The 13,394-nt window shown below is 62.7% G+C and carries 12 protein-coding genes and 3 tRNA genes; 14 read left to right on the top strand and 1 reads right to left on the bottom strand.

Going from position 1 to position 13,394, the window contains the following annotated elements; genetic code table 11:
- The first annotated feature begins 84 nt into the window (after window positions 1-84).
- From ppsA to KRX52_RS00270, 8 genes are all read left to right on the top strand, one after another.
- Window positions 85-2,451 carry a phosphoenolpyruvate synthase gene (gene ppsA / locus KRX52_RS00305; protein ID WP_217679116.1) on the top strand — a complete coding sequence of 789 codons (2,367 nt, stop codon included), beginning with the start codon at window positions 85-87 and terminating at the stop codon, window positions 2,449-2,451.
- A 75-nt stretch (window positions 2,452-2,526) separates the two neighbouring features.
- The gene (locus KRX52_RS00300; protein WP_217679114.1) at window positions 2,527-3,513 is read left to right on the top strand and encodes an alpha/beta fold hydrolase; all 987 of its coding nucleotides are present in this window, start codon (window positions 2,527-2,529) and stop codon (window positions 3,511-3,513) included.
- Window positions 3,514-3,679: 166 nt separating this feature from the next.
- Window positions 3,680-4,165 carry a ribonuclease E activity regulator RraA gene (rraA, locus tag KRX52_RS00295; RefSeq protein WP_217679112.1) on the top strand — a complete coding sequence of 162 codons (486 nt, stop codon included), beginning with the start codon at window positions 3,680-3,682 and terminating at the stop codon, window positions 4,163-4,165.
- Window positions 4,166-4,245: 80 nt separating this feature from the next.
- Window positions 4,246-5,244: a divalent cation transporter CmaX gene (gene cmaX / locus KRX52_RS00290; protein WP_217679110.1), complete on the top strand. Its 999-nt coding sequence runs from the start codon at window positions 4,246-4,248 to the stop codon at window positions 5,242-5,244.
- Window positions 5,245-5,298: 54 nt separating this feature from the next.
- Window positions 5,299-5,547, top strand: coding sequence for a CrfX protein (locus KRX52_RS00285; RefSeq protein ID WP_217679108.1), 249 nt, complete (start codon window positions 5,299-5,301; stop codon window positions 5,545-5,547).
- 3 nt (window positions 5,548-5,550) lie between these two features.
- Window positions 5,551-6,375, top strand: coding sequence for a mechanosensitive ion channel family protein (locus KRX52_RS00280; RefSeq protein ID WP_217679106.1), 825 nt, complete (start codon window positions 5,551-5,553; stop codon window positions 6,373-6,375).
- Between the two features lie 99 nt (window positions 6,376-6,474).
- Complete coding sequence (gene sigX / locus KRX52_RS00275; RefSeq protein ID WP_217679104.1) at window positions 6,475-7,065, top strand: RNA polymerase sigma factor SigX; 591 nt, start codon at window positions 6,475-6,477, stop codon at window positions 7,063-7,065.
- 105 nt (window positions 7,066-7,170) lie between these two features.
- Window positions 7,171-8,151 carry an OmpA family protein gene (locus KRX52_RS00270; RefSeq protein ID WP_217679103.1) on the top strand — a complete coding sequence of 327 codons (981 nt, stop codon included), beginning with the start codon at window positions 7,171-7,173 and terminating at the stop codon, window positions 8,149-8,151.
- A 114-nt stretch (window positions 8,152-8,265) separates the two neighbouring features.
- Here the strand turns inward: KRX52_RS00270 and folD are convergent, their stop codons facing one another.
- Window positions 8,266-9,120: a bifunctional methylenetetrahydrofolate dehydrogenase/methenyltetrahydrofolate cyclohydrolase FolD gene (gene folD, locus KRX52_RS00265; RefSeq protein WP_217679101.1), complete on the bottom strand. Its 855-nt coding sequence runs from the start codon at window positions 9,118-9,120 to the stop codon at window positions 8,266-8,268.
- Window positions 9,121-9,402: 282 nt separating this feature from the next.
- Here folD and KRX52_RS00260 point away from each other — a divergent pair.
- From KRX52_RS00260 to clpX, 6 genes are all read left to right on the top strand, one after another.
- Window positions 9,403-9,479 (top strand) — tRNA-Arg (locus KRX52_RS00260).
- A 31-nt stretch (window positions 9,480-9,510) separates the two neighbouring features.
- A tRNA-His gene (locus KRX52_RS00255) sits at window positions 9,511-9,586 on the top strand.
- 48 nt (window positions 9,587-9,634) lie between these two features.
- A tRNA-Leu gene (locus KRX52_RS00250) sits at window positions 9,635-9,719 on the top strand.
- 238 nt (window positions 9,720-9,957) lie between these two features.
- Window positions 9,958-11,268, top strand: a complete 1,311-nt coding sequence (tig, locus tag KRX52_RS00245) for a trigger factor (RefSeq protein WP_217679099.1) — start codon at window positions 9,958-9,960, stop codon at window positions 11,266-11,268.
- Window positions 11,269-11,361: 93 nt separating this feature from the next.
- On the top strand, window positions 11,362-12,000 hold the full coding sequence (gene clpP, locus KRX52_RS00240; RefSeq protein ID WP_217679097.1) for an ATP-dependent Clp endopeptidase proteolytic subunit ClpP: 639 nt from the start codon (window positions 11,362-11,364) through the stop codon (window positions 11,998-12,000).
- 111 nt (window positions 12,001-12,111) lie between these two features.
- The gene (gene clpX, locus KRX52_RS00235; RefSeq protein WP_217679095.1) at window positions 12,112-13,392 is read left to right on the top strand and encodes an ATP-dependent Clp protease ATP-binding subunit ClpX; all 1,281 of its coding nucleotides are present in this window, start codon (window positions 12,112-12,114) and stop codon (window positions 13,390-13,392) included.
- Window positions 13,393-13,394: the final 2 nt, after the last annotated feature.

Raw genomic sequence — 13,394 nt, 5'->3', positions numbered from 1 at the left:
TTTTACTTATTTTCCCGAGCCCGGCCACAAGCATGGGTTCGAATGAAAAGCGGTTTCTGCACACACCTTAGGGGAGAAGTCACCTTGGCAGAGTACGTAGTTTCCCTCGATAAGCTCGGCAATCATGACGTCGAGCACGTAGGGGGCAAGAATGCCTCGCTGGGCGAGATGATCAGCAACCTCGCTGGCGCGGGTGTTTCCGTACCTGGCGGTTTCGCCACTACGGCCCAGGCCTACCGTGACTTCCTCGATCAGAGCGGCCTGAACGACCGCATCCATGCCGCGCTCGACGCGCTGGACGTGGACGACGTCAACGCCCTGGCCAAGACCGGCGCGCAGATCCGTCAGTGGGTGATGGAGGCCGAGTTCCCGGCGCAGCTGGATGCCGACATCCGCACGGCCTTTGCCGAGATGTCCAAGGGCAACGAGCACATGGCCGTGGCCGTGCGCTCCTCCGCCACCGCCGAGGACCTGCCGGACGCCTCCTTCGCCGGCCAGCAGGAAACCTTCCTCAACATCCGCGGCGTGGACAACGTGATCCGCGCGGCCAAGGAAGTATTCGCCTCCCTGTTCAACGATCGGGCCATCGCCTACCGCGTGCACCAGGGCTTCGACCACAAGCTGGTCGCCCTGTCTGCCGGCGTGCAGCGCATGGTGCGCTCGGAAACCGGTACTGCCGGCGTGATGTTCACCCTGGATACCGAATCGGGCTTCCGTGACGTGGTGTTCATCACCGGCGCCTACGGCCTCGGCGAGACCGTGGTGCAGGGCGCGGTGAACCCCGACGAGTTCTATGTGCACAAGCCGACTCTCGAAGCCGGTCGTCCCGCCATCCTGCGCCGCAACCTGGGCAGCAAGGCGATCAAGATGGTCTACGGTGACGAGGCCAAGGCCGGGCGTTCGGTGAAGGTGGTCGATGTCGACCGCGCCGACCGTGCCCGTTTCGCCCTGAGCGACGCCGAGGTCACCGAGCTGGCCAAGCAGGCGCTGATCATCGAAAAACACTACGGCCGCCCGATGGACATCGAGTGGGCGAAGGATGGCGACGATGGCCAGCTGTACATCGTCCAGGCCCGTCCGGAAACCGTGAAGAGCCGCACCGGCAATGTCATGGAGCGCTACCTGCTCAAGGAAAAGGGCAAGGTGCTGGTGGAAGGCCGTGCCATCGGTCAGCGCATCGGCTCCGGCAAGGTGGTGGTGATCCACGACATCGCCGAGATGGACAAGGTGCGTCCGGGCGACGTGCTGGTCTCCGACATGACCGACCCGGACTGGGAGCCGATCATGAAGCGCGCCAGCGCGATCGTCACCAACCGCGGTGGGCGTACCTGTCACGCGGCGATCATCGCCCGCGAGCTGGGCATCCCGGCGGTGGTCGGCTGCGGCAACGCCACCAGCGTGCTCAAGGATGGCCAGGAAGTGACCGTGTCCTGCGCCGAAGGCGACACCGGCCTGATCTACGAAGGCGCGCTGGGCTTCGACGTGCGCCAGAACTCGGTGGACGCCATGCCGGAGCTGCCGTTCAAGATCATGATGAACGTCGGCAACCCAGACCGCGCCTTCGACTTCGCCCAGCTGCCCAACGCGGGTGTCGGCCTGGCCCGCCTGGAATTCATCATCAACCGCATGATCGGCGTGCACCCCAAGGCGCTGCTGAACTTCGCCAGCCTGCCGGCGGAGCTCAAGGACAGCGTCGAGAAGCGCATCGCCGGCTACGACGATCCGGTCAACTTCTACGTCGAGAAGCTGGTCGAGGGCATCAGTACCCTGGCTGCGGCCTTCTGGCCGAAGAAGGTCATCGTGCGCATGTCGGACTTCAAGTCCAACGAGTACGCCAACCTGATCGGCGGCAAGCTGTACGAGCCGGAAGAAGAAAACCCGATGCTCGGCTTCCGTGGCGCTTCGCGCTACATCAGCGAATCGTTCCGCGACTGCTTCGAGCTCGAGTGCCGGGCGATGAAGAAGGTCCGCAACGAAATGGGCCTGACCAACGTCGAGATCATGATCCCGTTCGTGCGCACCCTGGGCGAGGCCTCGCAGGTCATGGACCTGCTGGCCAGCCACGGTCTCAAGCGCGGCGAAAACGGTCTGCGTGTGATCATGATGTGCGAGCTGCCGTCCAACGCGCTGCTGGCCGAGGAGTTCCTCGAATTCTTCGACGGCTTCTCGATCGGCTCCAACGACCTGACCCAGCTGACCCTTGGGCTGGATCGCGACTCCGGGATCATCGCCCATCTGTTCGACGAGCGGAATCCGGCGGTGAAGAAGCTGCTGTCGAGCGCGATCCAGGCCTGCCGCAAGGCCGACAAGTACATCGGCATCTGCGGTCAGGGTCCCTCCGACCATCCGGACCTGGCCAAGTGGCTGATGGAACAGGGCATCGACAGCGTGTCGCTGAACCCGGACTCGGTGCTCGACACCTGGTTCTTCCTCGCGGAAGGTCAGGCCTGAGTCTGATTCGTAGTAGGTAACAACAGAGAGGGCGGGGCAATCCCGCCCTTTTTTGTGCAAGCGAAAAAGAACAGCATGCGAAGCAGCAGCAAACTCTTTCCCGTCGCCTTGGCCAGTGCCGAGCTGCGCGGCGATCTGACCGAAGACGTCTACCTCCTCAAGCCCAACAACAGCCCGGATCCCAGTGTCGAGTTGGCGCTGACTCGCCTTGGGCGAGCCGATGCCGTCAACGCGCGGGGCGTACCGCTGGTGTTGCTGCATGGCAGCTTCGCCAATCGGCGCTTCTGGCATACGCCCAATGGCCACGGCCTGGGTGCCTGGCTGGCGCGCGCCGGCTTCGATGTATGGCTGGCGGAGATGCGCGGCCACGGCCTGTCCCCGCGCAACCTGGGCTATCGCCATAACCGGGTGGCCGACTACGCCCGCTATGACCTGCCGGCCATTGCCGCCTTCATTGCCGAGCAGTGCGGCAAGCCGGCGCACTGGCTGGGGCATTCGCTGGGCGGGCTGACCCTGGCTGCGGCGCTGGGCGGCGGGCATCTCGCCGCGGCCCAGGTGGCCTCGCTGACCCTGTGTGGTTGCCAGATCAGCCGTCTGCACTGGTCGCTGAAGTTGCCGCCGCTGAACTGGGGCGCACGCCTGTTGCTGCGCCGTCGCGAGCAGGTGGCCGCCGGCTGGCTGGGGCAGGGGCCGGAGGACGAGCCGGCGGGCGTGGTGCGCGAGGGGCTGCGCTGGTTCGGTCTGTTCGGTCGCTTTGGCGAGGGCAAGGAGGATTGGGCGGCGGGCTTGGCGGACGTGACGGTGCCGGTACTGGCATTGGCCGGGGCAGGTGAGCAGGCGGCTGCATCAGCGGCCTGCCGTCAGTTGCTGGAGCGTTTCGCTTCGCCGGCGCGCGAGTTCCTCTGTCTGGGGCGCGCCCAGGGCTTTGCCGAGGATTACGGGCATGCTGCTCTGCTGACGAGCAGGGGCGCCCAGCGCGAAGTCTGGCCGCTGCTGCTGCACTGGCTGAGCCATCAGCACCTGCCGGCGGTGCCGGGAGAAGCGTCCGCTACGTTTGCCTAGTTCCCTTGGCGGGGCGTTGTGGCTAGGATCGTCAGCAGGATGGCCCGGTCGCTCGATCTGGCGAGCGGTCGTGCCATCAATGCTGTCTGTTCGCCGCTGTTGCGGTTGTCGCCGGTCCACGACGGCGACCGTATCGGCGTCGATCTCTAACCGCAAGGAACCTGACATGCAATACGTGACCCCCGATCTGTGCGATGCCTACCCCTATGTCGAAGTTGTCGATCCGATGTTCAGCAACTTCGGTGGTCGTGATTCCTTCGGTGGCCAGATCGTCACCATCAAGTGCTACGAGGATAACTCGCTGGTCAAGGAGCAGGTCGACCTGAATGGCAAGGGCAAGGTGCTGGTGGTCGACGGCGGCGGTTCGCTGCGCCGCGCCCTGCTCGGCGATATGCTGGCCGAAAAGGCGGCGAAGAACGGCTGGGAAGGCATCGTGGTGTACGGCTGTGTCCGCGACGTCGATGTGCTCGCGCAGACCGACCTGGGCGTGCAGGCGCTGGCCTCCCATCCGATGAAGACCGAGAAGCGCGGAATCGGTGACCTGAACGTGCCGGTCACTTTCGGCGGCGTGACCTTCACGCCGGGCGAGTACATCTACGCCGACAACAACGGCGTGATCGTGTCCCGCGAAGAGCTGAAGATGCCCGAATAAGCGGGTGAGGCTCCTGCAGGTCGGGCGTCTGGCCCGGCCTGCGAGCACATTCGCGGCGGGGCAGTGGCACTGGAGAAGGGATGCATTCTTACGAAGGTGACGACGAGCGCGGTCTGGTCTACGGCTTTGTGCTGAACGGCGAGGGTGGTGCGCGGCGGATCCAGCGCAACGAATTGGCGGTGCTCGACCTGCGCCCGCAGGAGAGTCTCTGGCTGCACTGGGACCGCAGCGCAGCACCGGCGCGCCACTGGCTGCGCGAGGCCAGCGGCCTCAACGACTTTGCCTGTGACCTGTTGCTGGAGGAGGCGACCCGGCCGCGGCTGGTGCCGCTAGGCAGGGAGCGTCTGCTGTTGTTCCTGCGCGGGGTCAATCTGAATCCCGGGGCGGCGCCAGAGGACATGGTGTCTCTGCGCGTCTACGCCGATGCCCGTCAGGTCATTTCCCTGCGCATGCGTCCAGTCAGGGCGGCGGGGGCGCTGTGTGAAGCTTTCGAGCACAACGAGGGGCCGAAGACCGCCTCGCAAGTCATGCTGTTTCTCGCTCATGCCCTGACCGATGGGGTGGATACCCTGGTCTCGACCGTCGCCGAGCAGCTTGACGAACTGGAGGAGGCGCTCGAGCAGAATGAGCGGAAGACGCCCGATCGCCATCTGCTGCTGGCGCTGCGCCGGCGGGCGGCCGGCTTGCGCCGGTATCTGGCGCCGCAGCGGGAAATCTACGCCCAGCTGGTGCGCGCGCCCTTGCCCTGGTTCGTCGCCGACGACACCGCGTATTGGAACGAGCTGCACAATCGCCTCACCCGTAATCTCGAAGAACTGGAGCTGGCGCGCGAGCGGGTCAGTCTGCTACAGGAGGCCGAGCATCGCCGGGTGACCGAGCGGATGAACCGGACCATGTATCTTCTCGGCATCGTCACCGGTTTTTTCATGCCCATCACCTTTGTTACCGGCCTGCTCGGCATCAACGTCGGCGGGATCCCCGGCGCCAGCCATCCCTATGGCTTTGTCGCGGTCTGTGCGGCGATCGGCGGCATTGCCGCATTTCAGTGGTGGTTGTACCGGCGGATGCGCTGGCTCTGACGTGACTCGGCGTGTCTGGCCGGCGTCTCCAGCAGACACACACCGGGGGTGAGCATGCACGATCCCTTCGAGGAATCCCTGCGCGATCTGCTCAGGGGCGCTCCGGCCGAATCGGCCGACAGTGCCCGACTGGATCGCGTTCTAAAGGCCGCCAACCGCCAAGTCGGTGCCGGCGATCTGTTCAATCTGCTCGGCCACTGGTTCGAAGCCCTGATGATCGGTCTCGATCGCGGTGCGGCGCGCAAGGTGCCGGCTACCCGTCGGCTAAATCCCGCTGCGCGCCAGGCGCATAAGGCTGAGTGAAGCATGGAATTCGATATCTGGACCCAAAGCCTGCTGAGTGCCATGAACACCCTGTGGAGCAAACTGGCCGGTTTCATCCCCAATCTGCTTGGTGCACTGGTGGTTGCGCTGCTCGGCTTCATCGTCGCCAAGCTGCTCGATGCGCTGTTCTCCAAGCTGCTGGCCAAGTTGGGCCTGGACCGGCTGATGGCGGGGGCCGGGCTGACCAAGCTGCTCGAGCGTGGCGGTGTCCACGCGCCCGTGTCCACGCTGGTCGGCAAGATCATTTACTGGTTCGTGCTGCTGGTGTTTCTGGTCTCGGCTGCCGAATCGCTCGGCCTGCAGCGCGTGTCGGCGACGCTCGATCTGTTTGCGCTGTATCTGCCCAAGGTGTTCGGTGCCGCACTGGTGCTGCTGGCGGGGGTGTTGCTGGCGCAGCTCTCCGGTCGTCTGGTGCGTGGTGCGGCCGACGGGGTGGGGCTCGAGTATGGCAACAGTCTCGGCCGGATCGCCCAGGCTCTGGTGATCGTCATCAGTATTTCGGTGGCCATCGGTCAGCTGGAAATCAAGACCGACCTGCTCAATATCGTGATCGCCATCGTGCTGGCTTCGGTCGGCCTGGCCCTGGCCCTGGCGCTGGGGCTGGGTAGTCGCGAGGTGGTCGGGCAGATCATTGCCGGTATCTACCTGCGCGAGCTGTATGAAGTCGGCCAGCAGATCCGGGTCGGCGAGGTCGAGGGGGTGATCGAGGAGATTGGTACAGTCAAGACCATCCTGCTGACCGACTCGGGTGAGCTGGTCACCCTGTGCAACCGTCTGCTCCTGTCTCGGCGGGTCAGCAGCCGCTGAGACGGGACATTCGCTGCCCTTTTCTGCTAAATTCAGCGGTCATTCCGGCGTCTGCGCCTGCACAGGCGCCTTTCCCGATCCGCAGCCGGTCTGCCCCGTTTGAACAAGTCCCACTCTTTGTCCCAGCGCTACGATCCGCACGAACTCACTGATGAGGAGTTGGTGCAGCGTGCGCATGGGGAGTTGTTCCATGTCACGCGGGCCTACGAGGAGCTGATGCGCCGCTATCAGCGGACCTTGTTCAATGTTTGCGCGCGCTACCTGGGCAACGATCGGGATGCGGACGATGTCTGCCAGGAAGTCATGCTCAAGGTGCTCTACGGGTTGAAGGGCTTCGAGGGCAAGTCGAAGTTCAAAACCTGGCTATACAGCATCACCTACAACGAGTGCATTACCCAGTACCGCAAGGAGCGGCGCAAACGCCGGCTCATGGATGCGCTGAGTCTCGATCCTCTCGAGGAGGCTTCCGAGGAGAAGGCGCCCAAGGTTGAGGAGCGTGGCGGGCTGGATCGCTGGCTGGTGCATGTCAATCCGATCGATCGGGAGATTCTGGTGCTGCGCTTTGTCGCTGAATTGGAGTTTCAGGAGATTGCCGACATAATGCATATGGGGCTAAGTGCCACCAAGATGCGCTACAAGCGCGCACTTGACCGTCTGCGCGAGAAATTCGCGGATACAAATGTGGAGTGATTCGCGTAGAAGTTTTTCGGTGGGCCCTGCGCCGTGTTAAACTTTTTGTCTGGCTGTGAGTCGAATGCAAGCAGCTAAAAAATTACCTTGCTGGGGATTTAACGGATGAAACTGAAAAACACCTTGGGCGTTGTCATTGGTTCGCTCGTCGCGGCCTCTTCCTTCACTGTGCTGGCACAAGGCCAGGGCGCTGTTGAAGTGGAAGCATTCGGCAAGCACTATCTGAGCGACAGCCAGCGCGGCTTCGAAGACGAGGGCGAGCTCTACGGTGCCGGTATCGGTTACTTCCTGACCGATGACGTTTCCCTCAACCTGTCGCACGGTGTCTACAGCGACGTGACCTCCGACGACCCGGTCGCCGGTGGCGGCAAAAAGGACATCAAGGGCAGCCTGACTTCTCTCGACGCGCTCTACCACTTCGGTACTCCGGGTGTTGGCCTGCGTCCCTATGTTTCCGGTGGCGTAGCTCACCAGAGCATCGGTCAGCCTGATCGCGGTGGTCGCAACCACAGCACCTTCGCCAACGTCGGTACCGGCCTGAAGTACTACTTCACCGAGAACGTCTTCGCCAAGGCTAGCGTCGATGGCATGTACAACATCGATCAGGGTGATTCCGAGTGGATGGCTGGTGTAGGTGTTGGCCTGAACTTCGGTGGCGGCACCGCGCCGGCCCCGGTTGCCGAGCCGGCCCCGGTTGCTGAAGCTCCGGCTCCGGTTGCCGAGCCGGTCCCGGAAGTGGTGCGTGTTGAGCTGGACGTGAAGTTCGATTTCGACAAGGCTCAGGTGAAGTCCGAGAGCTACGCCGACATCCAGAGCCTGGCTGATTTCATGAATCAGTACCCGCAGACCTCCACCACCGTTGAAGGTCACACCGACTCCGTAGGTACCGATGCCTACAACCAGAAGCTGTCCGAGCGTCGTGCTGCTGCCGTGCGCAACGTACTGGTTCAGCAGTACGGTGTTGGCGCTGACCGCGTGAGCTCGGTTGGTTACGGCGAGTCCCGTCCGGTTGCTGACAACGCTACCGAAGCCGGTCGTGCTGTGAACCGTCGCGTGGAAGCCGAAGTGGAAGCTCAGGCCAAGTAAGTTGCCCTGAACTGCGCTTAAAGAAAAACCCGGCCTTGGCCGGGTTTTTCTTTTTCTGCGTTTTGCTGTCTGCCGTCCGACGGTCTTGAGTGGCTCAAGCCGTCAGACTTGTGTTCAGTCGTGCAGCGTTTCTGCGGCGTACAGGGTGTTTTCCAGGAGGCAGGCGCGGGTCATCGGGCCGACGCCACCGGGTACCGGGGTGATCCAGCTGGCGCGCTCGGCGGCGGCTTCGAAGTCGACGTCGCCGACCAGCTTGCCGTCGGCCTGGCGGTTGATGCCGACGTCGATGACGATGGCGCCTTTCTTGATCCATTCGCCCTTGACCAGGCCCGGCTTGCCGACGGCCACGACCACGATGTCGGCCTGTTGCACGTGGCTGGCCAGGTCGCGGGTGAAACGGTGGGTCACGGTGGTGGTGCAGCCTGCCAGCAGCAGCTCCAGCGCCATCGGGCGGCCAACGATGTTCGAGGCGCCGACGACGACGGCGTGCAGGCCGTGCAAGTCCACGCCGGTGCTCTTGAGCAGGGTCATGATGCCTTTCGGTGTGCAGGGTTGCAGGACCGGCATGCGCTGGGCCAGGCGGCCGATATTGAACGGATGGAATCCATCCACATCCTTGTCCGGGCTGATGCGCTCGAGCAGCTGCGAAGCGTCCAGGTGACGCGGCAGCGGCAGCTGGACCAGGATGCCGTCGACCGCGGGATCCTGGTTGAGGCTGTCGATCAGGCTCAGCAGCTCTTCCTGGGAGGTCGTCGCATCAAGGTCGTAGGCGCGGGAAATGAAGCCCACTTCCTGGCAGTCCTTGCGCTTGTGGGCGACGTAAACCTCGGAGGCGGGGTCGCTGCCGACCAGGATGACGGCCAGGCCGGGAATGCGCTGGTCTTGCTGGCGGCGCTCGGCCACGCGCTGGGCAATCTGTTGGCGAAGGCGGGCGGCGATGGCTTTACCGTCGATCAGTTGTGCGGTCATGACGCTTGGAGAACCGTGAGAGTCAGTTAAAAAGGTGGGGCATTCTCGCACGGGGCGGCGGTGGGGCAAAGGCGGCTGGCGAGCAAAACCCGCGGGCCCAGCTATGTGTTTGAAATTTTTCATAAAAAAACTTGACGGGTGTCGGGGGCATGGATAACATGTGCCCCGCTTGACAGGCAAAGCCTCTTACGAAAGACGGTGAGAAGTTAGCTTGAAGGTCAGCCACTCGAGAGAGTTCGAAAGAATTTCTCCGAATCCGGCTCGAGGGTTGCAGCCACAAACGCGCCCGTAGCTCAGCTGGATAGAGCATCCGCCTTCTAAGCGGATGGTCGCAGGTTCGAGTCCTGCCGGGCGCGCCAATAAGGCGCTTGGCTCAAGCAAAGCAATATGGTGGGCGTAGCTCAGTTGGTAGAGCACAGGATTGTGGCTCCTGGTGTCGTGGGTTCGATTCCCATCGTCCACCCCATATTCCGAAAACGCCAGGCCTAGCCTGGCGTTTTTGTTTCTGTACTACGCGGACGTGGTGGAATTGGTAGACACGCTGGATTTAGGTTCCAGTGCCGCAAGGTGTGCGAGTTCGAGTCTCGCCGTCCGCACCATCAGATTCTACGGGGCCTTCGGCCTCCATGCCCCCCCCCCTTATAGCTCTTATATCTGCTCTTGCGCGCGCTGGATTGTCGACATGGCGAGAGCGTGCTGCGGCTTGCTCGCACGCGTAGTGCGGATTTTGCTTTTCTGCTGCCGGGCGGGGTGACTTCTTCGGGGGCACCAACTAGAATCCATGCCCTATTTTGTGGGCCGGCAGGGCCGGCTTCGTCTGTGCAACGAGGATTATCCATGCAAGTTTCTGTTGAAACCACCTCCGCTCTTGAGCGCCGCATGACCGTTGGCGTTCCCGCCGAGCGCATCGAGACTGAAGTCAATAAGCGTCTGAAGCAGACTGCCCTTCGCGCCAAGATCCCCGGCTTCCGTCCTGGCAAGGTGCCGATGAGCATCATCCGTCAGCGCTACGAAGACTCCGCTCGCCAGGAAGCGCTGGGTGACCTGATTCAGGCCACTTTCTACGAGGCCGTGATGCAGGAGAAGCTGAATCCTGCCGGTGCCCCGTCCGTCGAGCCGAAAGTGTTCGAAAAGGGCCAGGCGCTCGAGTACGTCGCCACCTTCGAAGTATTCCCCGAGTTCCAGGTGGCTGGCTTCGAGTCCATCGCCGTTGAGCGTCTGCAGGCTGAAGTTTCCGATGCCGATGTCGACAACATGCTCGAGATCCTGCGCAAGCAGAACACCCGCTTCGACGCCGTCGAGCGCGAAGCGCAGAACGGCGACCAGCTGAACATCGATTTCGTCGGCAAGGTCGACGGCGAAGCCTTCGCTGGCGGCAGCGCCAAGGGCACCCTGCTGGTGCTGGGCTCCGGCCGCATGATTCCGGGCTTTGAAGACGGCCTGGTCGGTGCCAAGGCTGGCGAAGAGCGCGTGCTGAACGTGACTTTCCCCGAGGACTACCAGAACCTGGACCTGGCAGGTAAGGCTGCCGAGTTCGCCGTGACCGTCAATGCGGTTGCCGAGGCCAAGCTGCCGGAGCTGAACGAAGAGTTCTTCGCGCTGTTCGGTGTCAAGGATGGCGGTATCGACGGCTTCCGCGCCGAAGTGCGCAAGAACATGGAGCGCGAGCTGCGCCAGGCCATCAAGACCAAGGTCAAGAACCAGGTGATGGAAGGCCTGCTGGCGGCCAATCCGATCGAGGCGCCGAAGGCTCTGCTGGGTAACGAAGTGAACCGTCTGCGCGTGCAGGCGGTGCAGCAGTTCGGTGGCAACATCAAGCCCGAGCAACTGCCGGCCGAATTGTTCGAGGAGCAGGCCAAGCGTCGCGTGCTGCTCGGTCTGGTGGTGGCTGAAGTGGTCAAGCAGTCCGAGATCAAGCCGGACGAGGCCCGCGTGCGCGAGCTGATCGAGGAGATGGCTTCGGCCTACCAGGAGCCGGAGCAGGTCGTGGCCTGGTACTACAAGAATCCGCAGCAGCTGGACGAGGTTCGCTCGGTTGTTCTGGAAGAACAAGTCGTGGATACTGTCCTGCAAAAGGCCAATGTCACCGACAAGCAGGTCTCCTACGAGGAAGCGGTCAAGCCGGCGGAAGCTCCGAAAGCCGAGTAAAGCCCTCTGCACTTGTTAGAGTCCTCCATAAGCCAGCCTCAGTGCTGGCTTATGCGTCTCTAGGACACTATTGATTAGGGAGTGAGCCAGGAAATGTTCCGCAATTCTTTTGAGTCGCAGTTCGACGTGCAGGCCGCCGGCGGTCTGGTGCCCATGGTGATCGAGCAGTCGGCGCGCGGCGAGCGTGCCTACGACATCTACTCGCGCTTGCTCAAGGAGCGGGTGATCTTTCTGGTCGGCCAGGTCGAGGACTACATGGCCAACCTGGTGGTGGCTCAGCTGCTGTTCCTCGAGGCGGAGAACCCGGACAAGGACATCCATCTCTATATCAACTCGCCGGGTGGCTCGGTGACTGCGGGCATGTCGATCTACGACACCATGCAGTTCATCAAGTCGGACGTGTCGACCATCTGCATCGGCCAGGCCTGCAGCATGGGAGCGCTGCTGCTTGCTGGCGGTGCCGCCGGCAAGCGCTACGCCCTGCCGCACTCGCGGATGATGATCCATCAACCGCTGGGCGGTTTCCAGGGGCAGGCGTCGGACATCGAGATTCACGCCCGTGAGATTCTGACCATTCGCGAGCGTCTGAATCGTATCCTGGCCGGGCACACTGGCCAGCCGATCGACGTGATCGCCCGCGATACCGACCGTGACAACTTCATGAGTGCCGAGGAAGCGGTCAACTACCGTCTCATCGACCAGGTGCTGAGCAAGCGTCAGCTGCCTGTCTGAGTATTCCCCGCGTGATCTCGGTCGGGCTCTGTAACCGGCCATTTCGCGGGCTTGAAAAAGCCCGCGATTGCCTCCATCTTGTGTTCAAGCCTACCGGATTGGATTGATCGAATGACTGACACCCGCAACGGCGAGGATTCCGGCAAACTGCTTTACTGCTCCTTCTGCGGCAAGAGCCAGCATGAAGTGCGCAAGTTGATTGCCGGCCCCTCGGTCTTCATCTGTGACGAGTGCGTCGACCTGTGCAACGACATCATCCGCGAGGAGGTGCAGGAGGCCCAGGCCGAGAGTAACGCCAACAAATTGCCCGCGCCCAAGGAAATCAGCGCCATCCTCGATCAGTACGTGATCGGCCAGGAGCGTGCGAAGAAAGTGCTGGCGGTAGCGGTGTACAACCACTACAAGCGCCTCAGCCAGCGCGAGAAGAAGGAGGATGTCGAGCTGGGCAAGAGCAACATCCTGCTGATCGGGCCGACCGGCTCGGGCAAGACCCTGCTCGCCGAGACCCTTGCGCGCCTGCTCAACGTACCCTTCACCATTGCCGATGCCACCACGCTGACCGAGGCCGGCTATGTCGGCGAGGACGTGGAGAACATCATTCAGAAGCTGCTGCAGAAGTGCGACTACGATGTCGAGAAGGCCCAGATGGGCATCGTCTACATCGACGAGATCGACAAGATCTCGCGCAAGTCGGACAACCCCTCGATTACCCGCGATGTATCGGGTGAGGGTGTGCAGCAGGCCCTGCTCAAGCTGATCGAGGGCACGGTCGCCTCGGTACCGCCGCAGGGTGGGCGCAAGCATCCGCAGCAGGAGTTCCTGCAGGTCGATACGCGTAACATCCTGTTCATCTGCGGCGGCGCCTTCTCGGGTCTGGAAAAGGTCATCCAGAACCGTTCGACCAAGGGTGGCATCGGCTTCAATGCCGAGGTGCGCAGCAAGGAGGCCGGCAAGAAGGTTGGCGAATCGCTGCGCGAGGTCGAGCCGGACGATCTGGTCAAGTTCGGCCTGATTCCCGAGTTCGTCGGTCGCCTGCCGGTCATCGCTACCCTTGAAGAGCTGGACGAGACTGCGCTGATGCAGATTCTCACCGAGCCGAAGAATGCGCTGACCAAGCAGTATGCTCGCCTGTTCGAGATGGAAGGCGTCGACCTCGAGTTCCGTAGCGATGCCCTGCATGCCGTGGCGCGCAAGGCGCTGGAGCGCAAGACCGGTGCCCGTGGTCTGCGCTCGATCCTCGAGGGGATCCTGCTCGACACCATGTACGAGATTCCCTCGGCCAAGGACGTCAGCAAGGTGGTGATCGACGAGAGTGTGATCGAAGGCACCTCGAAGCCGCTGCTCATCTACGAGAACAGCGAGCCACCGGCCAAGGCTGCGCCTGAGGCGTAAGC

It is taken from the genome of Geopseudomonas aromaticivorans, assembly GCF_019097855.1.
GTDB lineage: Bacteria > Pseudomonadota > Gammaproteobacteria > Pseudomonadales > Pseudomonadaceae > Geopseudomonas > Geopseudomonas aromaticivorans.
This window is presented reverse-complemented; position numbering and strand designations above follow the sequence as displayed.

Excerpts from the sequence above, each read along its gene's own strand:
- KRX52_RS00300 (WP_217679114.1), top strand. The coding sequence starts at position 2,527 with ATGCGAAGCAGCAGCAAACTCTTTCCCGTCGCCTTGGCCAGTGCCGAG.
- rraA (WP_217679112.1), top strand. The coding sequence starts at position 3,680 with ATGCAATACGTGACCCCCGATCTGTGCGATGCCTACCCCTATGTCGAA.
- cmaX (WP_217679110.1), top strand. The coding sequence starts at position 4,246 with ATGCATTCTTACGAAGGTGACGACGAGCGCGGTCTGGTCTACGGCTTT.
- KRX52_RS00285 (WP_217679108.1), top strand. The coding sequence starts at position 5,299 with ATGCACGATCCCTTCGAGGAATCCCTGCGCGATCTGCTCAGGGGCGCT.
- KRX52_RS00280 (WP_217679106.1), top strand. The coding sequence starts at position 5,551 with ATGGAATTCGATATCTGGACCCAAAGCCTGCTGAGTGCCATGAACACC.
- KRX52_RS00270 (WP_217679103.1), top strand. The coding sequence starts at position 7,171 with ATGAAACTGAAAAACACCTTGGGCGTTGTCATTGGTTCGCTCGTCGCG.
- folD (WP_217679101.1), bottom strand. The coding sequence starts at position 9,120 with ATGACCGCACAACTGATCGACGGTAAAGCCATCGCCGCCCGCCTTCGC.
- tig (WP_217679099.1), top strand. The coding sequence starts at position 9,958 with ATGCAAGTTTCTGTTGAAACCACCTCCGCTCTTGAGCGCCGCATGACC.
- clpP (WP_217679097.1), top strand. The coding sequence starts at position 11,362 with ATGTTCCGCAATTCTTTTGAGTCGCAGTTCGACGTGCAGGCCGCCGGC.
- clpX (WP_217679095.1), top strand. The coding sequence starts at position 12,112 with ATGACTGACACCCGCAACGGCGAGGATTCCGGCAAACTGCTTTACTGC.